We start from the raw sequence: 24026 nt of genomic DNA on the forward strand, positions 1-24026 counted from the left end.
TTCCGGCCTCACTTTCACATTCTCTAATATTTTTTCGGATATATCTTATCATAACTGAAAAAGAAAGGAAACAGCATTTGCCGTCCCCTTTCTGATTTATATATTCATCTTTTTACTCTGATCATAAAAATTTTCTATATTTTTATGAGAAAAAGCTCTCTGCCACACTCATATCTGCAACATATCCCACGCTTCCGGTCATATAGATGGTTCCATCCTCATGAATATCAATCTGGATCATTCCACCCGGCTGGTTGACATTGACTCTGTTCTCAGTCAGACCGAGTTTATACGCTGTCATTGCTGCTGCACAGCTTCCTGTTCCGGATGCTTTGGTATAGCCTGAACCACGCTCCCAGATTTCAATGTCAAGATTTCCTGTGTCAATCTTGCGGCAGATCTGAAGGTTCATCCTCTCCGGAAATTCGTCTGCGTTTTCCACATATGGTCCAAGTTCTTTTGCCTGTTTTGCACTTACCTGATCCATAAAGATGATGCAATGTGGATTTCCAATCGTCAGGCAGCTTGCCTTATAAGCTTCATGATTAAATGTGAACTCTTCATTGATCACTTCACGTATCTCACCAGTCACAGGGATCTCTCTGGACAGGAAAGATGCCTTTCCCATATTTACACGAAATTCTGTGGCACGACTGTTCAGACACTCTACTTCTACAGCACCGGATAAGGTCTCGATTTTAAATTTTTTCTCTTTGACATATTCATGGTCGAGAAGATATTTTGCAAAAATACAGACACCATTTCCACTGATTGCGGCCTCGCTGCCATCAGAATTATAAATATGCACGCCCATCTTTCCATTGATGTCCACCGGTCCGTACAAAACACCATCTGCACCAAGTCCGAAACCTCTCTGACACATCAAAGCAACTTTCTTGCCCTGCAGCTGTACACGGTTTTTGTTTGGGTCCAGTACCAGATAATCATTTCCAAGTCCCTGATATTTTATCATTGTAATGCAGTCTGTCATTGTCATGCCCTCCCGCTTTGTTTTGCTTATATTATTTCCGCTGTTATTACTGCCTCTGGAAACTTTCAACCATTCGATAATTCCAGTATATAAGCTATTTTTTACAATGTATATAGATTAAAATGCGATTTATATTGCAAAAAGTGCGTTTATGACCATTTAACTGCTCCTTTTCTGGAAATCATTGTATAAACTTTATTACATCTCAGCCGAAACGGATACTGCTTTCTTGTGACAAGGTACAGATTTCTTCCTGTATGCGCCCTTTGCATACTGCAGTCCAGCATTCTCCAATATTTTCCGCACTTCACCTCACACCATCCATGCGGTGATAAGGCAGCATACGGTCCTCTTGCAGTAACCGCTCCACAGACCACGCGCGCATCATATCCCAGAACCCGCGCAATATATGCCATTGCAGAAGCATAATAATAGCAGTCACCCCTTCGACGGCTGAACATATACCTCGCACAGGACGCAAGCTGATTTGCCCGTGGTGCTTTATCTGTCATATTATAATATGGATATTTTAACAATGCCCTGAAACAGGTTTTCAGACGTTTTGAAGGTATATCCGTCGCTTTTGAAGAACTCATAACAAAAGCAACTGCCTGACGAACCTCCCTTGTTGTAACTCTTACTCCTGTTTTATCTACATAATAATATCCCTTCGCCTTTGACCCTACAATACGGTTTGTAACAAGTCTGCTGTTTCTGTCAAAATAATAATATTTGTTTGAAATTTTTTTCCAGCCTTTTGCCTTTACTCCTTTTACAGAATAATATCTGCTGTTCTTCTGAACAAACCATCCTGTATATACTTTATTATTCTGGTATACGATTCCCTTCCGGACAGTAATTCCGGATGCGACAGATATATTGACACTTCCTGCCATCAGCATAATGACCGCCACAAGTACCGCCGTTATTTTGACCCATAACTTTCTTTTCATCCTCTCATCTTTCCCGTTACTGTTCACTCCGTTTACAGTAACTCTTCCCCTCCATATATGGTAGTTTTTATTATACACTACTTTTCTTCTTCTGAACACTTCATTATAATAGATGATGATATCTTATAACCAATCAGGAGGAGTTCCCATGGATTATTCTCAGTATTCCCTTGCCAAGACCGGCTATCTCAAAGAAGACTTCCGGCTTTTTCATATCAACGACCGCACCGACCGGGAGTTTGAATGGCACTATCACGACTTTCACAAAATTATCGTCTTTGTCTCCGGCAAGGTCACTTATCATATAGAAGGAAAAGCATATCAGCTTAAGCCACAGGATATTCTTCTTGTCAGTCAGGGGGCAATCCACAAACCCGAGATTGATCCGTCTATACCATATGAGCGCTATATTTTCTGGATCAGAGATGATCTGTCATCCTCGGAACTCAACACCTGCTTTCAGAAAGCCAATGACCGAAGCTTCAATCTCATTCGCCTGGACTCTGTTCTCCAGGAAAAGCTTAAGGATCTTCTGCCGGAAATTGAACATTCCCTGCGTGATACACAGTTTGGCGATTCCATTCTCAGCAAAGCACTTTTTGCACAGTTCATGGTCTATATCAACCGGATTTTTCTTAAAAGCAGTACTGCTCCAGACCAAAAGTCCTACTCTTCGGACTCTCAGGTGGAGCAGCTTCTGAAATATATTAATCGGAATTTATCAGAAAATCTCTCGATCGATCATCTCGCCGAAAGATTTTTCTTCAGTAAGTATCATATGATGCGGAAGTTTAAGAAAGAGACCGGCTACACGATCCACAACTATATCATCAGCAAACGACTGCTTCATGCCAGATCCCTTATTGCTCAGGGAACCCCTGTCATGAAAGCCGCCATGCAGAGTGGATTCCAGGATTATACTGCCTTTGTCCGTGCCTACAAGAAACAGTTCGGCACGGTTCCTACGCAGAGATAATCATTGTTTCTGGTCTTCTTTGTCATACAGGAATTCTTCCGGCAGATTTACATGGAAATCTTTTTCCAGTGCACGGAAATTATCCGGTGTGATCGTCTGAAGTTTATGCGGTGTCATGGAAAGGATCTTGACAAGGATCTCGGCTGATTTCTCTACTGTATGAAGCAGACCAAAGGTCAGGTCAAAGTCCTCTCCGGAGCAGAACATTCCATGATGTGCCCAGATGACAACATCATATTTCTTCATCAGTTCTGCTGTCTTAATGGCAATCTCTCTTCCGCCCGGAACCATCCATCCGATGACACCGACACCATCCGGAAATACGACCGGACACTCTGTTGCGGATTCCCAGAGTTCTCTTGTAAATACCTTGTCATCCAGCGGAAGAACAAAGGTCAGTGCGATAGTGTTTGTGGTATGTGCATGATAAATAACACGATGTCTTCCATTGGTAAGTTTCTTCTTTACTTCATGGTTCATCAGATGAGTCGGAAGCTCACTGGTCGGTCTGCCGCCCTCAACAAGTCCCCAGCGGATTCTGTATCTGGTTCCGGTTTCATCCAGTTCGATGATTGCCAGACATACTTCCGGATCTACGATGATGTTTCGGAAATATTTGCCGCTTCCTGTCACAAGGAAAAATTCTCCTGCCAGACCTGGAACTTCCACACCAATTTCTTCCCATTCTCCCGGTGCGTTCAGTCGCGGCTTGATCATCTCTACTTCTTCCGGTTTCAGACGATAACTTAAGTTACCGCCATTTCTCTCATGCCATCCCTGCTGATAACCGTCATCTGCCATTTTGATAAAGCCTTTTACAAATTTAGATTCAAGAATTTTCATTGTTATACACTCCTGTCTGTTTATACGATTTGTGGTTTTGTTTCTGGTTTATTATATTTTTATGTGGTTTTTCTTTGTTTATGAGTGCATTATATATTGTTTTATGTGGTTTGTAAAGAGGTTTTCCAAAAAATCATGCGCAAATCCACATTATATTTTTGCAGTTCTTTCTGCCATATTATACGAAGCCACAAAACAAAGCACCAAATGCACCAAAAACGCCTTTCCAAGAAAGTTTTTGATACATTTAGTGCTTTTATTTACAAGTATTTTTATAAAGTCAGGATTCTGTTTTTTTGTTTTATTTCTGTGCCCATGGCTGGGTTCTGGTCTCAACTACAGTCACCGGATTCTCCAGGGCCTCATCCATCTTGAGGCAAATGTACATATCCTGCAGTGCATCTGCCATTCCATAAAATTCTGTACCTCTGTTGACATACTCGTGCATTTTTACCATGCAGGAAGCAACTGCAATCTCGTCATCGTTGAACCTTGCGTTGACAAAAGGTGTGCGGAACAAAAATTCCTCGCCCAGCATAACTGCATAATGTGACCATTCCTGATTTCCGTATACCCCAAGATCAATTCTTCGAAGCTCTTGTGTAACCGGAATATTCTGCTCATTCAGATAACGAATAGTAAGATCATCAATCTCACCTCGTGTTCCCTGCACGGTAAGCTGTCTGGTTCGAATAAAAGAATGATACTGCGCCGGATCCGAAAAATCAAAATATGCCACTTTGCCATTGTCGAATTCCATCGTCAGGCGATCTCTTGAGCATTTGACAACTTCTCCGTCAAAAACCATTCCTTCTCTTCCATATGTTTCCGTCACATCAAACCAGTAACGTTTTCCGTAAATCCTGCAGTTCTCAAATCCTGTTCCGAGAAACTGACGGATAATACTCGCACCGTGATAGCCATGAAGAGAAGAAATATTGATATTTTCTACTTCGCCAAGCTTTCCATCACAAATTGCCTTGTACCAGGACGCATAGAGCGGCTGCAGGAAATACTGTTCTGCCACCTGCACCTTTGGCTGATACTCCTGATAAGCATCCCAGAGCTGCTGCAGTGCTTCCACATCTTCTCCTGGAGGCGTTTCCGTCAGTACCGGGATTCCTCTCTTAAACAAAGTAATCAGATTTTCTGTGACGATTCCTCGTTTGATCGCCATTACAACAAACTCCGGCTCTTTTTCCACAAGCTCATCCAGAGTATTGACTACTTTTACATCAAATTTTTCAGAAAAAGCCTCTCCTTTTTCTTTACTTCTTATCATTACTGCTGCCAGATCAAACATTTCCGGCAGAGCTTTGGCAATACGAATATAAAATTCAGCTCTCCATCCGGAACCGATCAGTCCAAAACGAATTTTACTCACGTTTCTGTCCTCCCAAACTCATTGATGTCAACTGTTTTTCATCACGGTACGGCATATCCTCTGGATGCTTCCAGAATCTGATACCATTCATCATAAGAAAGTTCCAGTTCCGTTGCATCAACAGCTGTCTGAATTCTATCTGCATTCATAGTTCCTGTGATTGCCGCAATTCTGACCGGATGAACAAACAGCCATGCATAGATCACTGCGTCAATCGTTGTCTTATGCTCTTCTGCAATCTTGGTAAGTACTGTGCGCAGACGTACAAACTTCTCATCTGTACTCTTAAACACATCACCACCTCCAAGCGGAGACCATGCCATCAGCGGAATTCTTCTGGTAAATGCATCATCTACCACTCCATTAAAGAAATTTTCCGTGTTTTTCACAGAAAGCTCCATCTGATTTGTCACAAGTGGAATATCCATATAACTCTGAAGCATGGTCAGCTGTGACGGCATGAAATTTGAAACACCTACGTTTAAAGCTTTTCCCTGTTTTACAACAGTTTCCAGTGCATCTGCTGTCTCTGCCGAATCAGCCAGAGGATCCGGTCTGTGGATCAAAAGAAGGTCCACATGATCTGTTCCCAGTTTTTCCAGGGATTCGTCCATTTCTTTCAGAATCTCTTCTTTTGTGCTGTTATAATAGATGGTCTTATTTCCATAATGTCCCGGGCACACGATACCGGCTTTTGTAATAATCTGCATCTTGTCCCGCAATTCCGGACGTTTTCGAAGAACCGCATCTCCAAAGATTTTTTCACAGGTATAACCTCCATATACCGGTGCATGATCGATAGATGTCACACCCATATCCAGACATTTTTCCACAAGATTCAAAAGCTCATTTTCGGTAAGATTGGAATCTGCAATTCTCATACATCCCATAACTACCTGTGATAACTCCAGATTTTCTGATAATTTAATTTTTTTCATAATGCTCACTCCTGATGTTTATTATTCTTTTACGCCACCAGTGGTCAGACCTGCAATAATCTTTTTCTGGAAAATAAGCACCAGAATGATGAGCGGAACTGTTACTACAACAGTCGCTGCTGCAATATCCCCCCACGGAAGCTCGTAATTACTTGGAAAAAGTGCAATACCAACCGGTACTGTCCTCATGTTGTCGTTTGTCATAAAAGTCAGTGCATACAGATACTCATTCCATGCATTGATAAAGACGATCAATGCCACGGAAAAGGTTGCCGGCTTGATCAGCGGAAGCATGATCGTGAAGAAAATCTTTCCTCTGGAACATCCATCGATCGCTGCCGCCTCCTCAAATCCCTTTGGAAGCTGTGCAAAAAAGTTCGTCAAAAGCCAGATTGACAGCGGCAGGGCGAAAGTGATGTACGGAATGATCAGACCTGCATATGTATTAAGAAGTTTCAGGTTTTTCAGAAGAAGATAGATCGGGCTCAAGGTTGCGATTGTCGGAAACATGGAAATACTTAAAATTGCCATAAGCATGATCTTCTTTCCCTTAAACCGAAGCCTTGCAAGTGCATATGCTGCAGAAGCACCAATCAGAATGCTGAGTACAGTTGTGGACAGTGCCACAATAAAACTGTTCAGCAAATATCTTCCAAACGGATGTTTCGTAAATACATTTTTATAAAAATCCCAGTGAACTTTACTCGGAATCCATTTCGCCGGGATCGCGGAAATCTCTGATAATGGTTTAATTGAAGTCATAAACTGCCAGAAGAAAGGAAGTACAATGATTCCGACAAAAACCACCACAAAAACTGCAAATAAGATTTTTCCTGCTATACTCTTTGATTTCTGCAAAATGTCCACCTCCTACATCTCTGTCAGACGGTTTCCCATGAATTTCATATATATCATGCTGATCAGAAATACAACCGCAAAAATCAACACTGCCAGGGAAGAACCATATCCAAAATCAAGGAATTTCATCAGGTTATTATATGCATACACAGATACGCTCTCTGTTCCATTTGCACCGCCTGTCATAACCGAAATCAGGTCAAAGACACGAAAAGCATCCAGGGTACGGAACAGCATTGCTACAAGAACAGTCGTCTTAACATTTGGTAATGTTACATAGATAAAGCGCTGGAATACATTTGCGCCATCAATCTTGGCCGCCTCATAGAGATCATCCGGCACCATCTGCAGTCCTGCAAGAATCAGAAGCGCCATATATGGTGCTGTTTTCCAGATATCTGTAATAACCAGTGCCATAAAAGAACCACTTGAGGTGCTGAGCCATGCCTTATATCCGTCAATTACTCCAAGACGGCATAACACATCATTAAAAAGCCCATACTGATCATTATAGATAAATTTCCACATCATTGCAGAAACAGATGTCGGAATCGCCCAGGGAATCAGAATTGCAGCACGCACAAAACCTTTTGCTTTAAATCCCTGATTCATAATCATCGCAGAAACAAATCCAAGTATTGTCTCAAAGAATACTGTCACAACAGTAAATTTCAGTGTAAACACAAGTGCCGTCAATGCTCTGGAATCCTGAAAAATTTTTATATAATTTCCCAATCCGATAAATGGATATCCACTTGTCGGGTCAGTCAGGACCATCTCATGGAGACTCAGCCAGAATGTACGAAGTATCGGATAAACCGCCACTATTGCCAGAACAATAAGCGCCGGTGTCATCATGATCCAGGCATCTCTAGACTCTGTTTTTTCCAATGAACCACGTCCCTTTTTCATTGTGCTCATTTCTCTCCCTTCTGCATACAGTCTTTCCGATCTTCTGTCGGTTTCTGACTGTTGTAATTACTGTCCGAATCCGTTTTCAGATCCGGACAGTGTTCTCATAGTTCCATTATTTTGCAAGCTCTTCCAATTCTCCCTGAAGTGTATCAAGTGCATCTTTGACTTCCATCTCGCCCGTGAGTGCCTGATGAACATTTCTCTGGATCGCATCGGAAACTTTTGCATATTTCGGTGTCTGTGGTCTAGATTTTCCTGTTGCAATAATATCTGCAAAATCAGAGTAGAATGGGATTGCTTCCAGAATGTCAGCATCCTCATATACGGATTTTACAACTGGCGGCTGAGAAGAAATCAGAGTCATTTCTTTCTGTGTATCTGCACTTGCCATGTAAGAAATAAAATCAGCAGCAGCTTCTTTATGTGCATCGTCAACGTTGTTATTGATCACGAGATCCAGTCCTCCAAGGCAGGTATGAGACTCTTCACCGCTTGGTCCTACCGGAAGAGTTGTTGCCCCAATCTTACCTGTTACTTTTGATCCCTCATCCTGTCCGCTTGACCAGAATCCTGACCAGTCACGGATGAAGAGACATTTACCTTCTTTAAATACCTGTTCACTTTCCGTCTCTGTATATGTAGTGATTCCACTTGGTGAGTAATTATCTACAAGTTTTTTCATGATCTCTGTAGCTTCGACATTGTTTTCAGAATTCACAACAGGAGTTCCGTTCTCGTCCAGAATATCTCCACCATTGCCCCATACGTATTCCACCCAGTTACATACAAGAGATTCGGACTGTGCTGCCTGGAAATCAGCTCCATATTCTACGCCATTCACACCTTTAGCCTTATCTGCCAGTTCCATCCAGCCATCCCAGGTATCCGGAACTTCTGCTCCCAGTTCCTCAAGGACATCAGTACGATAGAAAAGAACACTGGAATTTGTAAACCATGGCATTGCCACGAGTTTTCCATCAATCGTTGCACCTTCAACCGGTCCGGTAAGCATTCCTTCTGTCAGGGAAGGATCTACCAGATCTGTAAGATCTGCCAGCCATCCTGCAGAACCAAATTCACTAATATAGGTTACATCAAGTCCCATAACATCTACGCTTGTATCTCCGGAAGCAAGTTTGTTTACAAAGTCATCATGAACTGTGTTTGCATCCTGCGGAAGAATAACAGTCTGTACCTCTACTTTGTCCTGACTTTCGTTGTAGGCATCTACCATCTTCTGGGTTGCCTCACCAACACCCTGATCAAATGAGAATGAAATAGTTACTTTGTCATCGGCTTTTACAGCTAATGGTGCTGCAAAAACAGATGCTGTCATTGCTCCTGCTGACATAAGTGCTGCTGCTTTTTTCCACTGTTTTGTTTTCATGTTGTTTCCTCCTTCATGAATGAAAATATATGTTATTATTTTTATAAATCTCTGATTTCAGACAGATATTCACAATCTGCTTCGCTGCTTATTGCTTTCCGCCATTGAAGCTGAGGCCTACTTGATTCGGTTGAAATAGTGCAGAAAGGATTACAGGTTCTTAGGAAAACGTTTACATTTATTTGTAAAAAAATTTTTTCTTATCTCGTTATAATTACTAATATTTGTATATTTTCTGTAAGACGTGCATAATCATAGAGGAAAACGCTTTCCTTTCATTTCAAAAGCAAGAGCTGTTTCTTACAGCTCCTCTTTTCTGTATTCAGTTCAGACTCTTGGTTGTACTCCTTCGGATGATTTTATGAGGTACATATTCCTTCATTGCAACTTCGGTACTGCCATCCCTCAACTGCTGGAGCATCTCTGCAGCCTTGACACCCTCCTCATAATAAGAAATTCTTACTGTCGAAAGTTCAGGCTTGATATAAGTTGCAAACTCAGAATCGTCAAATCCCATAATGGAAATATCATCCGGGATCTTCACTCTCATATTGTCAAGATACTGGATCGCTCCTACCGCGATCACATCGCTTCCTGTGACAACTGCTGTCGGGAGTTTGCTGTTCTCCTCATAGAGTTTCTTCATTCCCTGATAACCGGCTTCAAAAGCAAAATCTCCCTGAACAATATAGGAATCCTTCACTCCGATTCCAGCTTCTTCCAGTGCTTTCTTATAGCCAATGACACGTTTCTTACCAGATGAGAAGTCATTCTTAGGACCACCAAGATATGCGATCCGCTCATGACCATTATCCAGAAGGAATTTTACTGCATCATACATTGCCTCCACATTATTGTGAATTACGGTATGCACAGCTTCCTCATCTTCTGAGGCCTCCTGTGTCACCAGTACTACCGGATAATTTCGCTTACGCATACTCTCTACCAGAGTGTGGTTTACATCGACTCCGGCAAAAAGCAGTCCTTCAATCTGCTTCTCCTCCAGAATTCCCAGAAGTTTCAGTTCCTTCTCAATTTCACCCTGTGATTCACAGAGAACAACTGTATAGCCTTCTTTTGCAAAAACACTGTTGATTCCCTTGGTAAGCTTTCCAAAAACTGCATTGGAAATATCCGGAACAATAATTCCGATCGTATTGGTCTTCTTCGTGATCAATCCCTGTGCAAGGCTGTTTGGTTTGAAATGATTCTTCTCGATCACTTCGTAGACTCTGTCGCGAAGTTCTGCACTTACCGGCTTCGTCTTATTGATCACCCTGGATACAGTTGCAATCGATACACCAGCTTCCCGGGCAATATCTTCTATCGTAACTGCCATTCTTATTCTCCTTGCTTTTTGTCAGGAAAAGGTTTTCCTTACATGTGCTATATTATCACTCTCTTAAGTGAACGTCAATTGATTTTCTGAAAAAAGAATAACTTTGTATAGATTCGATAAGTTATTCCATTCTTTTTTGTAGATTCTGCATATATCATCTTTTCATTGAATCAGATTTACTACTATGTTAAAATGACATTGTACAAAATAAGTGGATATTCGCAATCCGCTTCGCTACTTGTTCATAACCGAATCACGGCTTATTGCTTTCCCTTTTTGAAGCAGCGGACTTGCCGGATTCGATTAATATCACATCAGAGGAGGACTTTATTATGGAATTTCAGAAATTGATAGAAACCAGAAGAACAATCCGCAAATACGCTGCTGACAGCGAAGTGACCCGGGAGCAGATGGAAGCTCTGATCCGTGCAGCGCAGGAGGCTCCATCCTGGAAAAACTCAGAGACAGGCCGTTACTACTGCGTTCTCTCCAGAGAAATGGTTGACAAGATCCGTACATCCTGCCTTCCGGGTGCGAGAAATGCAGAGAAATCCGAAAACGCTGCACTGATCGTGACAACCTTCGTACACGACCGTGCCGGTTTCCAGAAGGATGGCACTGCCGACAATGAACTTGGCAATGGATGGGGATGTTATGACCTCGGTCTTCAGAACGAAAACCTGATCCTCAAGGCTGCAGATATGGGACTCTCTACTCTGATCATGGGACTTCGTGAAGCAGATAAACTCCGCGAGATTCTTGACATTCCGGATACAGAAACTATCGTAGCTGTTATCGCAGTGGGTAAAGCAGATGAATCGCCAAACCGTCCGCCGCGTAAAGAATTGGACGAGATCGCCAGATTTTTTTAAATCATAACTCCTGACCAAAGTCACGAGTCTTGATCGTGCAATTTAATAAAATACGCAGAAGAGCTGCACATCTTCCGGAAAACCGGTGATGTGCAGCTCTTCTATTGTACCTGTTCACTGAAGAATACTGCCAGTGAACAGGTATCTTTTATTCTCTGCTTGTAACTGTTCAGTACCTTCTGAATAGTTACCTCTGCTTTCTTATGCTTTCATTAATTTACGTCCGCAGCACTGTTTGTATTTCTTGCCGCTTCCGCACGGGCATGGATCGTTTGGATAAACTTTCTCTTCTTTACGCTGAACCGGTGCTCTGCCTGCGGAATCATCCTTGTTGGTTCCTGTAACCTTGGCAACCTGCTCACGCTCTGCCTTCTGCTCTACATGAACATGATACAGCATACGGACAGTATCTTCCTGGATCGCGCTGATCATGTTATTAAACATCTCATACGCACTCATCTTGTATTCTACAACCGGATCTCTCTGTCCATATCCTACAAGGCCGATACCCTGTCGCAGGATTTCCATATCATCAATGTGATCCATCCACTTACTGTCGATACACTTCAGAAGCACAACACGCTCCAGTTCACGAAGCTGCTCTGCTTCCGGGAACTCTGCTTCTTTGTCTTCATAAAGCTTGACAGCCTTTTCCTTGATCTCGTGTTTGATCTCGTCTTTCTTTCTGCCCTTGACATCCTCTTTTGTCAGTGCTTTGATCGGAATGACAGGAAGAAGTGTGGTATTGAACTCATCCAGATCCCACTCTTCGGAATCCACATCGTCTGAGAAACACATATCTACCGTGCTGTCTACGATGTCTGTGATCATCTTGTAGATAGAATCACGCATATTCTCTCCGTCAAGTACCTGACGACGCTCTGCATAGATAATCTCACGCTGCTCGTTGTTTACCTGGTCATAATCAAGAAGGTTTTTACGAATACCGAAGTTGTTGAACTCAATCTTCTCCTGTGCTTTCTGGATCGCGTTGGAGAGCATCTTGTGCTCGATCTGCTCATTCTCAGCAACACCGAGGGAAGTAAATACCTTCATCAGACGCTCAGAACCGAACAGACGCATCAGATCATCCTCAAGAGAGATGTAGAAACGGGATTCACCCGGATCTCCCTGACGACCAGAGCGTCCACGGAGCTGGTTATCAATACGTCTGGATTCATGACGCTCTGTACCGATGATCTTGAGACCGCCGGCTTCTCTTGCCACATCATCCAGCTTAATATCCGTACCACGGCCTGCCATGTTAGTTGCGATGGTAACTGCACCGGACTGACCTGCCTGTGCAACAATCTCTGCCTCAAGTTCATGGAACTTCGCATTCAGGACCTTGTGCGGGATTCCCTCACGGCGGAGCATCTTGCTGATAAGCTCAGAAGTTTCAATGGTAATAGTACCAACCAGTACCGGCTGTTTCTTTTCATATGCTTCTTTGACAGCCGCTACGACCGCATTGAATTTCTCTTTCTTGGTCATGTATACAGCATCTTCAAGGTCTTTACGCTGTACCGGTCTGTTGGTCGGGATCTCTACAACGTCCATTCCGTAAATATCACGGAACTCTTTCTCCTCTGTAAGTGCTGTACCGGTCATACCGCCCTTCTTGTCATATTTATTGAAGAAGTTCTGGAATGTGATGGTAGCAAGGGTCTTGCTCTCTCTCTTGACCTTAACATGTTCCTTTGCTTCAATCGCCTGATGAAGTCCGTCAGAATAACGACGGCCCGGCATGATACGTCCGGTAAACTCATCAACGATCAGAATCTCATCATCCTTAACTACGTAGTCCTGATCCTTATGCATCAGATTGTGTGCACGAAGTGCAAGAATGATATTGTGCTGGATCTCCAGGTTCTCCGGATCTGCCAGGTTCTCGATATTAAAGAATTTCTCAACCTTCTTGACACCCTGCTCGGTAAGGTTGACGATCTTGTCCTTCTCATTGACAACGAAGTCTCCGGTCTCGACAACTTCCTCACCCATGATGGCTGCCATCTTGGTCATCTCATGGCTGGCCTCACCACGCTCAAGCTGCTGAGCCAGAATATCGCATACTTCGTAAAGCTTGGTTGATTTGCCGCTCTGTCCGGAAATGATAAGAGGTGTACGTGCCTCATCGATCAGGACGGAGTCGATCTCATCGATGATACAGTAGTGCAGATCTCGCTGTACAAGCTGTTCCTTGTAGATGACCATATTGTCACGAAGATAGTCAAATCCAAGTTCGTTATTTGTAATATAAGTGATGTCGCATCCGTATGCAGCACGGCGCTCTTCCGGCTTCATATCATTAAGAACAACACCTACAGTCAGTCCGAGGAACTCATGGACTTTACCCATCCACTCAGCATCTCGTTTTGCCAGGTAATCGTTGACGGTTACGATATGGACACCCTTGCCCTCAAGGGCATTTAAGTATGCTGGAAGCGTGGACACGAGAGTCTTACCTTCACCTGTCTTCATCTCAGCGATACGTCCCTGATGGAGAATGATACCACCGATGATCTGTACACGATAATGTTCCATGCCGAGAACTCGCTTTGCGCCCTCACGTACAACTGCAAAAGCCTCTGGAAGAAGATCATCCAGTGTTGCTCCCTCATCCAGACGTTTACGGAATTCTCTGGTCTTGTCTCTCAGCTGTTCATCTGTTAATTTCTGCATCTCCGGACGAAGTGCTTCTGTTTTCTCTACGAGCGGCATGATTCGTTTTACTTCATGCTCACTTCTTGTTCCAAACACTTTTGAAAAAATATTCATATATCTGCTCCTGTTTCTGTTTTTCTTTTCAATTCCTGCGGATCTCTCCACACCCACTAACTCCTGTCTGCTGCTTCATGGCTGCATGACAGTCACATGTCACCCTTTACTTCATTCACGGTAACATCACATCTATTTTATTTTAACACTTTCGCATAGGGAAAACAATGAATTTTTATTAAACAAACTGTGTCCTATGTCTGATCTCAGTATATTTATAATTTTGACAAAGCAGTTTTGTTCGTTAATACTAACTTTTTCTTGTCATTGCTGAGTGGATATGCTATGATTGATTTTATATGAGAATCAGAAAATAACTCTTCTCAGGAAACAGAGGTACTGGTATTTGAAGAAAAAAGAACTGACATTTATCATTGGCATCATAGTCTTTGCCCTGCTTCTCTGGGGTGGAATGTATCTTGTTCGGCGTGGACATTACGGTTCGATCCGGATCACGATAAACGGCGAAGAATACGGCACATACTCTCTTGCAAAGGATCAGGTGATCTCCATCGGCGATACCAATGTATGTGAAATAAAAAATGGCGAGGTCAAAATGATCGGAGCAGACTGTCCAGATCATCTCTGCCTGAAACAGAGAGCTGTTGACAACACCGGCGGAACAATCGTCTGCCTGCCAAATAAAATTGTGATCGAAGGAATAAAAGGCACCTCTTCCGACGAGGCTTCACCGGAATTCGATACTGTTGTCTGACTTTTATTCTATATTTACAAAGGAAAATATTATGAACCAGAAAAAAATTGCCAATCTCGGACTGTTTGCCGCAGTTGCCATCATCTTTGGCTATGTGGAATCGCTAATCCCGTTTTTTGCGGGAATCCCGGGGATGAAGCTTGGACTTGCAAACCTTGCGATACTTTTTATCCTTGAGAAATATACGTGGAAGGAAGCTGCACTTGTATCCGCAGTGAGAATCATTGTGATCGGATTTATGTTTGGAAATCTGTTCAGCATCCTCTACAGCCTTGCCGGGGCTGCACTCAGCCTTACAGTTATGACTTTCATGAAGAAAAAATCCGGCTTCAGCATCCTTGGGATAAGCGTTGCCGGTGGTGTCTCACACAACATAGGACAGCTTATCATTGCAGGCCTGATCACGATGACTTCCGGGCTGATCTACTATGCACCGGCGTTGTTGATATCCGGAGTGATCACCGGACTTCTTATTGGCACACTTACCGGCGAAGTATTAAAACGTATTAAATTTTAGAGCAAATAAAAACCTGTAAGAACTTATAAGTCTGACATAATTATCCGTTTATAAGTTCATTACAGGTTTTTTATTTCACATATTTTATTTAGTCGTATTGACTGTATAGGTATTCTTCATCAGTTCGAATCGGTCTTTCATCCCATCAGTAAGATAGATATTTTTATCCTCATCCACAAACATCGCATCGGCATCATATTTCTCCAGCAGTTCCATTGCATCATCCATTCCAAGCACGAAGCATGCAGTAGAGAGTCCGTCTGCCAGAAGTCCATTGTCGCAGACGATTGTCACGGAATCTAAGCCATTCCATACCGGGTAGCCTGTTTTCGGATCCAGGATGTGGTGGTAGCGTTTGCCGTCTTCCATGAAGTATTTTTCGTAATCACCTGATGTAGAAAGGAACTCTCCACCTTCGATCGTGATTGCACCAAGGTACTCTCCTTCTGTATCTCTGGGATCGGTCACTGCCACCTTCCACGGAGAATCATCCGGTTTCTGCCCGTACGCAAACACACTGCTGCCACCAAGATTCAGAATCATTCCTTCTACTTCTTTCTGATCTTTTAGAAACTCTGAGATCACATCACAGCCGATTCCCTTACCAACTGCACCCAGATCCAGGGTCGTATCTTTGGCCAGAGTTACTTTATTTCCGTCCAGAGTCACCTTCTGATAGCCGACATCCTTAAGAAGCGCATCAAGCTCTGATGCTTCCGGCACATGAGGATCCTCGCCGTCGATGTTCCAGAGCCGTATCACCTTACCGAGCGTCGGGTCAAATGCGCCGTCGGAATCACCGGCAAGCTGCTCGATCTTTGCAAGATAACCGGCAAGCTCATCGGAAACCTCTGTCGTCTCACCTGCGGCTGCATTCAGCTTCGAAATCTGGGAATCCTCGTCTGTCCAGGACAAAAGGCCGCTCTCAATCTCACGAAGCTTGTTTCCAATCTCCGCGTTCAGATCATCTCCCGTTGTGTACAGTGTCTCTGAGACTACGGTATCCATCGCAAAATCTGTATTTGTATATTTCTCCGCATCCTTCGCCAGAACCGGTACTGCTCCTGTAAGCGTACCACAAAGCACCGCACTTGTCAGTGCACAGGCAATTTTTTTGTAAAAATTATGATTTCTCATTTACCTTCTCCTCTTATAGATGAAACTGCTTCCGCTTCCTTTTGCTCCACTTCCTGCCCAATCTGGATGTTCTTACGCGGGCAAGTTGCCTCGCATGCGTGACAGCAGATGCATTCACCAGAAAGAAGAGTATCGCCGTCAATATCAAGATGTGCCGGACAGCGTTTCCTGCAGAGTCCGCATTTTGCCGGACATTTGGAACGGTCTCTCTTGAACAGTGCAGACGGCAGGATCGGCATCATCGCAAAGACTGCTCCCATCGGACACAAAAACTGACAGAAAAAGCGCTCCTGTGTACACATGCCAATCAGGATCAGCACAAGCAGAATGATTCCTATCCTGTAGGAAGCATTCGGAAGTTTCTGTGCTGTCAGCATGGAAAACACATCCCATGGACTCATTCCCTGAAGGTTCGAATACCAGCCAGCCAGAATAGAAAGTAGAAGAAATGCCAGAAGAAGGTATTTCACTTTTTGCAGATAACGAACCACTTTTTCCGGATATCCATGTCTGCCTTTTTTATGAAAAACTTTCTGCCTGATAAATACTGTCAGCTCATACATGGCATCCCCCAATGAACCAAATGCACACGCATATCCGCAAAAATGCCGTCCAAACAGCACTGTGAGCAGAAGCAGGGCACCTGTAACATCAAGGAAAGAATTCCATGTCACCGGCTGACCGGCCGCAATTGCCTGAAAAATGGACTTCACTCCTGCAAATGCAGTGGAAAAAAGAGCCGGTGCCACGATGAAAAAGATAAGCTGTATGACAGCCCGGATCAACCGGACCTTTCTCTGCCTTTTTTTCATGCGTTTTCCGCCTTTCCTAATGCATCCACAACTGCATTAATGATTCCGGTAGAGCTGAAGGTTGCTCCGGATACAGTATCAACATCTGTGCTCTGTGCGGAAATAATAGAACTGATCACACCTTCGCCCTGTGAGAGATACGCAGCATCCTCTCCTGGAGCACTTGTTACCTGTATATCTGTGATCTCATCACCGGAAAGTGTAACCTGAACCTGGATTGTTCCACCAAATCCCTGTGCCTCACCTGTGTAGGTTCCGTCCTTGTATACACCTTCTCCGGAAGCTGCTGCATCGCTGCTGCCCGTCTCATTATCTGTTTCTGTTTTCTGTGAAGCGTTGTACGCTGCCGCTCTGGCCTCTTCCTGTGCTTTTGCTGCATCTTCAAGGGCAGTCAGCATTTCTTTCTGCTGTTCCTCCAATGCACTTACACGGTCAGTCAGCTCTGTGATCTGCAGTGCCTGTGTGTCATTTTTCTGCATAAAATTATATCCCAGAACTGCACCGATGATCAGAATAAGGCACAAAAGCCTCATATAAAAACTATGGTATTTCATTCTCTCGTTACTCCTGTTGTTTTATTATAAGTATAACCTAATTCTGTGCCTGGTTCAATGCATTCTGAAATGCCTGAATGATACCCTGCGAGGAAAAGGTTGCTCCGGATACAGCATCCAGACTATCTGCTGACTGACTTCCCAGTACCTGATTATAAATGGAATTCCATGCTTCATCAAAATACTCTTCATCATCAAGTGTACTGTAAGAAGCTTCAACGATCAGACCGCCGGATATGGTTACGGTTACAGTCACACTTCCTGCTCCATAGTTTCCCTCGCCACTTCCGGTATAAGTTCCGTCTCTGTATCTTCCCGCCGGTTCTTCCGTTGGCTCTGGGGTTGGTGTTTCTGTTGGAACAGCTGTAGGTTCCGGTGTCGGAGTTGCTTCTGGTGTCGTTATCGGTGCCGGGGTTGGTGTTACAGATATTTCCGGTGTGACTGTCGGTGTTGGTGTTTCCGTCGGAGTTTCTGTGATCTTTGCACTTGCCAGTGCCTGCTGTGCTCCGCCAAGAATCCCCTGTGAAGAATACGTTGCCCCGCTTACCGTATCAATTCCATCCGCAGACTGTTTTTCCATGATTGCAGGCTGTAATGTCTTCCATGCCTTTTTGAAGAACGATGCAGTGTCTGTATTTGTATTTGTTACCTCGGTGATCCTGCCATCCCTGATCGTTACGGTAATGGTAACAAAACCGGAATATCCTCTCGCTCTTCCTGAATACGTTCCATCCCGATACTCGGAAACCGGTGTGTCCGGAGTATCAGGTGACGCAGTCGGTTTCGGCGTCACTGCAGGCGTGGCCGTTGGCTTCACAGTCGGTCTGGCGGTTGTCTCTGCTTTCGCCAGTGCTTTCTGAGCAGCTTCCAGAATACCATTAGAGGAGAAGGTTGCTCCACTGACAGTATCTACGCCATATACGCCCTGTTTCTTAAGAATTGCAGGCTGGATTTTTGACCATGCCTTGCTGAAATATTCTCTGGTATCCGTGTTTGTATTTGTCATTTTTGTAATTTTTCCATTTTTGATGGTAATTGTTACTTTTACCGGACCAGCAAAACCTTCTGCTTCCGCCGTGTAGGTTCCGTCCTTATAAGTCGTATTTGCAGCTGGTTTGGGAATGGCCGTTGGCCTCACGGTCGGTCTGGCAGTCGGAGTCGGCGTTGTACTTACTGCTGCACTGTCATTTCCTGCTTTTGACAGAGCATTCTGCACTGCCTGGATGATTCCGTTAGAGGAATATGTAGCTCCGCTGACAGCATCTACATTTGGCGTCTGCCCGGAGATCATCCTGTCGATCACGCCCTGTGCAGATGCGAAATACGATGGTGTTTCACCAGAAGCACTCAATATATCAATGGAAGCAATCTTTCCACCGGAGATCGTTACCTGAACAGTAATCGTCCCACCAAATCCGGTTCCACTTCCCTGATAGGTTCCGTCTTTGTATCCGCCTGCCGGAACAGATGTAGTCGGTGTAGAGGTGCTTCCCTGCCCTGCAGTTGATGTTTTTTGCGACTCATCAGGAAGTGTTTTGGCTGTCCCCTTCTTGATCCCGCCTTTCTTGGCCTTTTTGGAAGAAGAGCTGGCTGCTTTTGATGAAGAAGTTCCATCAGAAAAGTCATCATAGGCATAGGCTGTCGCAAGCAATCCTGTCAGTTCTTCTGCATCTTTAACATCTGCACTTTCCGACTGTACTTTCTGGGATATCCCGGCCTTTCCCTGAACACCGGTCACAGTAACTGCTGCAATCACTGCGGCTGCCGGAAGAAGTTTGATATAATTTTTTCTGTCCGGAAAATTCTTTTTATCCTGTTTTTTCATAATGTCTCCTGCATATCTGTAAACATACAAAAGCAGGGGCTGTTAAAAAACGCCCCCGTCTTTTGTAATGGTTCTATAACTTTTTATTTTACAGTTACTTTAAATTTCGCTGTCATACCGCTGCACTTAACTGTAATCACTGCGGTTCCTTTCTTAACGCCTTTTACAACGCCTTTGGAAGTTACAGTTGCAACCTTTTTGTTGCTGCTTGTATAAGTAACTTTTCCGCTCGGAACTGCACTTGCTTTAATGGTAGTTGTCTTACCTTTTTTGATGGTTGCTGCTGCTTTTGCAAGCTTCAGAGATGCATTTTTAACTTTAAGTGTTACTGCTTTCTTGTATTTTCCAACCTGTACTGTAATCTTGACTGTTCCGGCTTTCTTTGCTGTTACAACACCCTTGGAGTTTACTGTCGCTACCTTTTTGTTGCTGCTTGTGAACTTCGCTGTTCCGGAAACGCCTGTCTTAGTTACTGTGATCTTTGTGCTGGTCTGACCTTTGGTATAAATAGTTGTTTTTGCTGCTTTGGCTGCGATACCCGGATTCTTAACAGTTACTTTGCAGGTAATCTTTGCCTTTCCTGCTGTAGCTGTAATCACTGCTGTACCTGCTTTCTTTGCTGTTACAACACCTTTGGAGCTTACAGTTGCAACATTCTTGTTGCTTGTTGCATATTTTACAGTTCCACCGATTGCAGATGTTGCTTTCAGTGTATAGGAAGCCGGTGTTCCTCCAACATAAACAGTAACTTCTGTTTTGTTGATGGACATTGCATTCTTGACGGTTACTTTGTAAGTTGCTGTCTTTCCATTCAGAGTAGCAGTGATATTTGCTGTACCTGCTGCTTTTGCTGTCACAACACCCTTGGAGTCTACAACTGCAACCTTGGTATTGCTGGATTTCCATGTTACGGTTCCTGCCAGATTTGTTGTTACTTTGAGAGTTGTGGATGTTTTATCCTGAGTATAAAGTGTTCCTGAAACTGCATTGAGTTTAAACTCAGCTTTTACGAGGGAATCAATTGCTTCTCTGAGATGACCGATCTGCTCATTTACGCCATACTGTGTCTGCTCTGCGATATTCTCAAGCATCTCTTCGCATTCCTGAAGTTCATTCTGAATGCTCTCATAGTTTGCAGTCCAGCTTTCCGGTGTGTAATCACTCTCTTTAAGGGCCTTTGCTTCTTCAATGATGTTCTTCAGAGGAGTGGAATCTGCATCACCTGCCGGTTTTGCAATATTCTCTTCCGTTGCCTGGAACTGAATTGTGTAGTCCGCATATCCAAGTGCATATACTGTTAATGTCCAGTAGCCCGTTCCATCATATCCTTCCGGAAGCTGGCATCGCTGAGATTCAGTAAGACCGAGCTGAATGCCATTGGATTTATGCATCCAGTTGTCTGCAGCAAATTTTGTTCCATAAGACTGAATGGCATTTGCGTAGCTGCTGTCATTTCCATAGTATGTCCATTTAACAGCCTGCATTGCACCACCGAGATCACCATAGTTTCCTGTAAGGTCAACTCTGAGGAATTCTCCATAAGAACCATTTCCTGGTTTTACAGTATAGGTTACTCCTTCTGCAATCTTAAGAGCAGTATCTTTGATACCGGAATCACTTCCGTTTGCTCTTGCACTGAAGCTGAAGGTTCCGTCTTCATTTTTTGTAACAGTTTTCAGACCGTTTGTCTTTGCAGTAACATCTGCTGTCAGACTGTAAGACTGAAGATTTACTTCTCCGAATCCACCTGTCAGTGTTCCATCATTCTCTACAACTGCATAAGTATTTTTGAATGCTTCATAATCAGATGTCTTTACTTTTACAGGAACATACTTCAGACCGGTTACTTTGTAATCTGTCATTTCATCTGTTGTACCATCCTCAAATGTAAGACTTCCACGATTATAAGTAGCTTTCTTACCATCTGTGAATACAACTGTGTTTCTGCCTTCCCAATGAGAAACTGTGTAAGAGCCCTTGCTTCCTTCAATCACTGCAACTGCCTGGAAGCTTCCTCTGTGAAGACCATGGTTGGTCGTTGCTCTTGTTACCGCATCAAATGCACCAAGATCCGTCTCACCTCTTCTGTCCTTTGCATCGGAAGAAGAAGCATCACCTGCTGCATAGACGCCTTCTGCTGCCCAGTACTGAGCCCAGGTAAGTCCTGCATATACATATTTATATTCTGCAGTCACATAGTCAAATGTAAGATCATCATATGCGCTGGAAGTTACAACGAATTTAGTTCCATTTGTTACTTCGATATCTGTAAGATCCAGTGTTCCGTCTTCTTTGACGATCACCTTCGCACCTCTTCCGGTAGCCTGATAGGTTTTATCGCCTACTGTTACAGCTGTAATTGTCTTGATATAAGCGCTCAGCTGTTCTTCTGTGGCACCCTCTACCGGTACCAGTTTATTATTTTCAGAATCATAAACTGCCGGTACCGCTGCTTCTTTCACACTGAAAGTTGCCTGAATTGGTGCATATTCACCATTTGTATCGCTGATGACCAGAGTGTGGGAGCCTGCTTCCAGTGTTCCGGTTGTGATCTTGCCGTCTGCATATACAACTTCTGTTCCATCAACCGCATATTTTGCTGCAAATCCCTCCGGAAGAGTTCCATCCAGAGTGACTGTTGCTTCTGTATCTGTTGTATGGATACCTGTAACCTTTGCTGTCACGCCAGTTTTGGTCAGGACTTTTTCATCGTTGACATCAAATGTAATAATACCCTTATCTGTATAATAGGTAACGCTGTCAATGGTTTTGCCCATCATGGATTTATAATGTTCAGATGAAGTCGGGCATCCATGAACACTTGTCGTAAATCCTGTGCACCATGCTAGCTTATAACCTTTCCAGATATTCTCCAGATGACGCATACCATACTCTGTACCGTCTGTTGTATTAACTGTTGCACCATAAATCTTATCCGTACTTGTATTGATCAGGGAAGAAAAGGTTTCATTATTGATGCCCAGCTGATAGTCTCCATAGCTGCTCTGTGTTTTCAGTTCTGCTGTTGCTTCAACTGTTTTCTCCTGTGCACCCTTAACATCACTGAAGGTAAAGCTTCCATCTTCATTTACTGTCAGTTCTTTGTAATAACTCGGAACTTCTGACAGTACATAATAAGAGTAGGAAGCATTCTCGATCAGAGAATCTTTTCCTGTATAAGTATTGCTTGCTGTCTGTCCTCTGTTTGTGACTGTGATCGTTACGGAATCATCGTCTGTCACCTTTTTCTGATCCTTCAGAAGTGCAAGATCACTTACTTTAACAGGGAAGGTGACACCTGCCAGATTTGTTCCTTCTACATCTGTATGATAAGCTGAATTTCCATTCATCATACCTGCTGTTCTGGATTTGTTCAATGTAGCAGAGGTAAATGCATCGACTTTGACATCGTTATTCTTTAATTCTGCCTTGTAAAAATCATCATAAGGAATGTTCATAAGAACATATGCTTCCCCTTCTGTCTGCTCAGCACTCACCTGATCAGAAAACTCCTCATCAGAAGTCTCTGAAGTAAACAGTGCTTCTTCGTCCGATTCTGTTTCTTCTGCAGGCTCCTCTGCATCAGAAGCATTATCTTCTGTCACGTCTACATCCTCTACATCAGCCGGATCTTCTGTATCTACCTCTACATCAGCTTCTGATTCCTGTGTTTCCTCTGCTTCAACGGTATCCGCAACCACATCGCTGTCTGAGAAATCCGCCGCCATAGCTGCCGCCGGCATACTTGTCATTACCATAGCTGCACTGAGCACTACAGGAGCTACTTTTTTTAACAATTTCTGGTTTGCCATCTTCTTCCTCCTCTTTCTTTCCGTTAGCTATTTCTAACTATTATTTTATACCACAAACCCATATTCCTGTCTATGCTTTAGTTAGATTTTTCTAACCCTTAAATTGACTTTTTTTCTCATATAAATGTTTATTGGTTGGTTTTTCTCATTAAAAGCAAAACAAAATACACCTGTTATATCAGGTGAACTTTCCCGATACAACAGGTGTACTTTTCATTTATTTATTCATAACTGTTCAGTGCCCTCACAGTTACATTTATTCGATTTTGTAACTGTTCAGTACCCTCACAGTTACGAGTCAAAATGCATTCCAAATCACCTTCGGTGATGGCATTTTGCCTTGTATGTCTCGGGATTTTGGCAAAAAACATGCCAAAACGCCTCGCGGGATACTACCTTCTGAATAGTTACTCGATTTTA

At 43.4% G+C, this 24026-nt stretch carries 19 protein-coding genes; 4 read left to right on the plus strand and 15 right to left on the minus strand.

Features of this window, described 5'->3' with window-relative positions; translation table 11 throughout:
- Positions 1–142: 142 nt before the first annotated feature.
- Together dapF and GT674_RS08900 are read right to left on the minus strand one after the other, a co-directional pair.
- Positions 143–991 (minus strand): diaminopimelate epimerase, encoded by an 849-nt coding sequence (gene dapF / locus GT674_RS08895; RefSeq protein WP_330585512.1) that lies wholly within the window; start codon positions 989–991, stop codon positions 143–145.
- Positions 992–1140: 149 nt separating this feature from the next.
- A complete protein-coding gene (locus GT674_RS08900) occupies positions 1141–1944 on the minus strand; it encodes a transglutaminase domain-containing protein (protein WP_161285353.1) in 804 nt (267 codons plus the stop codon).
- A 148-nt stretch (positions 1945–2092) separates the two neighbouring features.
- Between GT674_RS08900 and GT674_RS08905 the strand changes: the two genes are divergently transcribed.
- Positions 2093–2920 (plus strand): helix-turn-helix domain-containing protein, encoded by an 828-nt coding sequence (locus GT674_RS08905; RefSeq protein WP_161285354.1) that lies wholly within the window; start codon positions 2093–2095, stop codon positions 2918–2920.
- Here GT674_RS08905 and rhaD read toward each other — a convergent pair whose 3' ends face one another.
- From rhaD to GT674_RS08940, 7 genes are all read right to left on the minus strand, one after another.
- Entirely contained in the window at positions 2921–3763 is an 843-nt protein-coding gene (gene rhaD, locus GT674_RS08910) for a rhamnulose-1-phosphate aldolase (protein ID WP_161285355.1), read from the minus strand.
- A gap of 301 nt (positions 3764–4064) precedes the next feature.
- Positions 4065–5147, minus strand: coding sequence for a Gfo/Idh/MocA family protein (locus GT674_RS08915; RefSeq protein WP_161285356.1), 1083 nt, complete (start codon positions 5145–5147; stop codon positions 4065–4067).
- Between the two features lie 41 nt (positions 5148–5188).
- Positions 5189–6085 carry an aldo/keto reductase gene (locus tag GT674_RS08920; protein WP_161285357.1) on the minus strand — a complete coding sequence of 299 codons (897 nt, stop codon included), beginning with the start codon at positions 6083–6085 and terminating at the stop codon, positions 5189–5191.
- 21 nt (positions 6086–6106) lie between these two features.
- Positions 6107–6943 (minus strand): carbohydrate ABC transporter permease, encoded by an 837-nt coding sequence (locus GT674_RS08925; RefSeq protein ID WP_202017312.1) that lies wholly within the window; start codon positions 6941–6943, stop codon positions 6107–6109.
- Positions 6944–6955: 12 nt separating this feature from the next.
- Positions 6956–7864 carry a carbohydrate ABC transporter permease gene (locus GT674_RS08930; protein WP_202017314.1) on the minus strand — a complete coding sequence of 303 codons (909 nt, stop codon included), beginning with the start codon at positions 7862–7864 and terminating at the stop codon, positions 6956–6958.
- 106 nt (positions 7865–7970) lie between these two features.
- Positions 7971–9245, minus strand: a complete 1275-nt coding sequence (locus GT674_RS08935; protein ID WP_161285358.1) for an ABC transporter substrate-binding protein — start codon at positions 9243–9245, stop codon at positions 7971–7973.
- A 322-nt stretch (positions 9246–9567) separates the two neighbouring features.
- The gene (locus GT674_RS08940) at positions 9568–10584 is read right to left on the minus strand and encodes a LacI family DNA-binding transcriptional regulator (protein ID WP_161285359.1); all 1017 of its coding nucleotides are present in this window, start codon (positions 10582–10584) and stop codon (positions 9568–9570) included.
- Between the two features lie 332 nt (positions 10585–10916).
- Between GT674_RS08940 and GT674_RS08945 the strand changes: the two genes are divergently transcribed.
- Positions 10917–11456, plus strand: a complete 540-nt coding sequence (locus GT674_RS08945; RefSeq protein WP_161285360.1) for a nitroreductase family protein — start codon at positions 10917–10919, stop codon at positions 11454–11456.
- A 201-nt stretch (positions 11457–11657) separates the two neighbouring features.
- On the opposite strand, the gene secA is transcribed toward GT674_RS08945, so the two are convergent.
- Complete coding sequence (secA, locus tag GT674_RS08950) at positions 11658–14234, minus strand: preprotein translocase subunit SecA (RefSeq protein WP_161285361.1); 2577 nt, start codon at positions 14232–14234, stop codon at positions 11658–11660.
- Between the two features lie 346 nt (positions 14235–14580).
- Between secA and GT674_RS08955 the strand changes: the two genes are divergently transcribed.
- Together GT674_RS08955 and GT674_RS08960 are read left to right on the plus strand one after the other, a co-directional pair.
- Entirely contained in the window at positions 14581–14949 is a 369-nt protein-coding gene (locus tag GT674_RS08955) for a NusG domain II-containing protein (protein ID WP_161285362.1), read from the plus strand.
- 31 nt (positions 14950–14980) lie between these two features.
- Positions 14981–15466: a Gx transporter family protein gene (locus tag GT674_RS08960; RefSeq protein ID WP_161285363.1), complete on the plus strand. Its 486-nt coding sequence runs from the start codon at positions 14981–14983 to the stop codon at positions 15464–15466.
- Positions 15467–15550: 84 nt separating this feature from the next.
- On the opposite strand, the gene GT674_RS08965 is transcribed toward GT674_RS08960, so the two are convergent.
- From GT674_RS08965 to GT674_RS17120, 5 genes are all read right to left on the minus strand, one after another.
- Positions 15551–16603 carry an FAD:protein FMN transferase gene (locus GT674_RS08965; RefSeq protein WP_161285364.1) on the minus strand — a complete coding sequence of 351 codons (1053 nt, stop codon included), beginning with the start codon at positions 16601–16603 and terminating at the stop codon, positions 15551–15553.
- Positions 16600–17415 (minus strand): 4Fe-4S binding protein, encoded by an 816-nt coding sequence (locus tag GT674_RS08970; RefSeq protein WP_161285365.1) that lies wholly within the window; start codon positions 17413–17415, stop codon positions 16600–16602. Before GT674_RS08970 ends, GT674_RS08965 begins: the two co-directional genes overlap by 4 nt.
- On the minus strand, positions 17412–17969 hold the full coding sequence (locus GT674_RS08975) for an FMN-binding protein (protein WP_161285366.1): 558 nt from the start codon (positions 17967–17969) through the stop codon (positions 17412–17414). The genes GT674_RS08970 and GT674_RS08975 overlap by 4 nt, the downstream gene beginning before the upstream one ends.
- A gap of 37 nt (positions 17970–18006) precedes the next feature.
- Positions 18007–19794, minus strand: coding sequence for an FMN-binding protein (locus GT674_RS08980; protein ID WP_161285367.1), 1788 nt, complete (start codon positions 19792–19794; stop codon positions 18007–18009).
- An 83-nt stretch (positions 19795–19877) separates the two neighbouring features.
- A complete protein-coding gene (locus GT674_RS17120; protein ID WP_192926002.1) occupies positions 19878–23606 on the minus strand; it encodes a penicillin-binding Tp47 domain C-containing protein in 3729 nt (1242 codons plus the stop codon).
- Positions 23607–24026: the final 420 nt, after the last annotated feature.

This window comes from Blautia sp. BIOML-A1 (assembly GCF_009883055.1).
Taxonomy (GTDB): domain Bacteria; phylum Bacillota; class Clostridia; order Lachnospirales; family Lachnospiraceae; genus Blautia_A.

Excerpts from the sequence above, each read along its gene's own strand:
- dapF (WP_330585512.1), bottom strand. The coding sequence starts at position 991 with ATGACAGACTGCATTACAATGATAAAATATCAGGGACTTGGAAATGAT.
- GT674_RS08900 (WP_161285353.1), bottom strand. The coding sequence starts at position 1,944 with ATGAAAAGAAAGTTATGGGTCAAAATAACGGCGGTACTTGTGGCGGTC.
- GT674_RS08905 (WP_161285354.1), top strand. The coding sequence starts at position 2,093 with ATGGATTATTCTCAGTATTCCCTTGCCAAGACCGGCTATCTCAAAGAA.
- rhaD (WP_161285355.1), bottom strand. The coding sequence starts at position 3,763 with ATGAAAATTCTTGAATCTAAATTTGTAAAAGGCTTTATCAAAATGGCA.
- GT674_RS08920 (WP_161285357.1), bottom strand. The coding sequence starts at position 6,085 with ATGAAAAAAATTAAATTATCAGAAAATCTGGAGTTATCACAGGTAGTT.
- GT674_RS08930 (WP_202017314.1), bottom strand. The coding sequence starts at position 7,864 with ATGAGCACAATGAAAAAGGGACGTGGTTCATTGGAAAAAACAGAGTCT.
- GT674_RS08935 (WP_161285358.1), bottom strand. The coding sequence starts at position 9,245 with ATGAAAACAAAACAGTGGAAAAAAGCAGCAGCACTTATGTCAGCAGGA.
- GT674_RS08940 (WP_161285359.1), bottom strand. The coding sequence starts at position 10,584 with ATGGCAGTTACGATAGAAGATATTGCCCGGGAAGCTGGTGTATCGATT.
- GT674_RS08945 (WP_161285360.1), top strand. The coding sequence starts at position 10,917 with ATGGAATTTCAGAAATTGATAGAAACCAGAAGAACAATCCGCAAATAC.
- secA (WP_161285361.1), bottom strand. The coding sequence starts at position 14,234 with ATGAATATTTTTTCAAAAGTGTTTGGAACAAGAAGTGAGCATGAAGTA.
- GT674_RS08960 (WP_161285363.1), top strand. The coding sequence starts at position 14,981 with ATGAACCAGAAAAAAATTGCCAATCTCGGACTGTTTGCCGCAGTTGCC.
- GT674_RS08965 (WP_161285364.1), bottom strand. The coding sequence starts at position 16,603 with ATGAGAAATCATAATTTTTACAAAAAAATTGCCTGTGCACTGACAAGT.
- GT674_RS08970 (WP_161285365.1), bottom strand. The coding sequence starts at position 17,415 with ATGAAAAAAAGGCAGAGAAAGGTCCGGTTGATCCGGGCTGTCATACAG.
- GT674_RS08975 (WP_161285366.1), bottom strand. The coding sequence starts at position 17,969 with ATGAAATACCATAGTTTTTATATGAGGCTTTTGTGCCTTATTCTGATC.
- GT674_RS08980 (WP_161285367.1), bottom strand. The coding sequence starts at position 19,794 with ATGAAAAAACAGGATAAAAAGAATTTTCCGGACAGAAAAAATTATATC.
- GT674_RS17120 (WP_192926002.1), bottom strand. The coding sequence starts at position 23,606 with ATGGCAAACCAGAAATTGTTAAAAAAAGTAGCTCCTGTAGTGCTCAGT.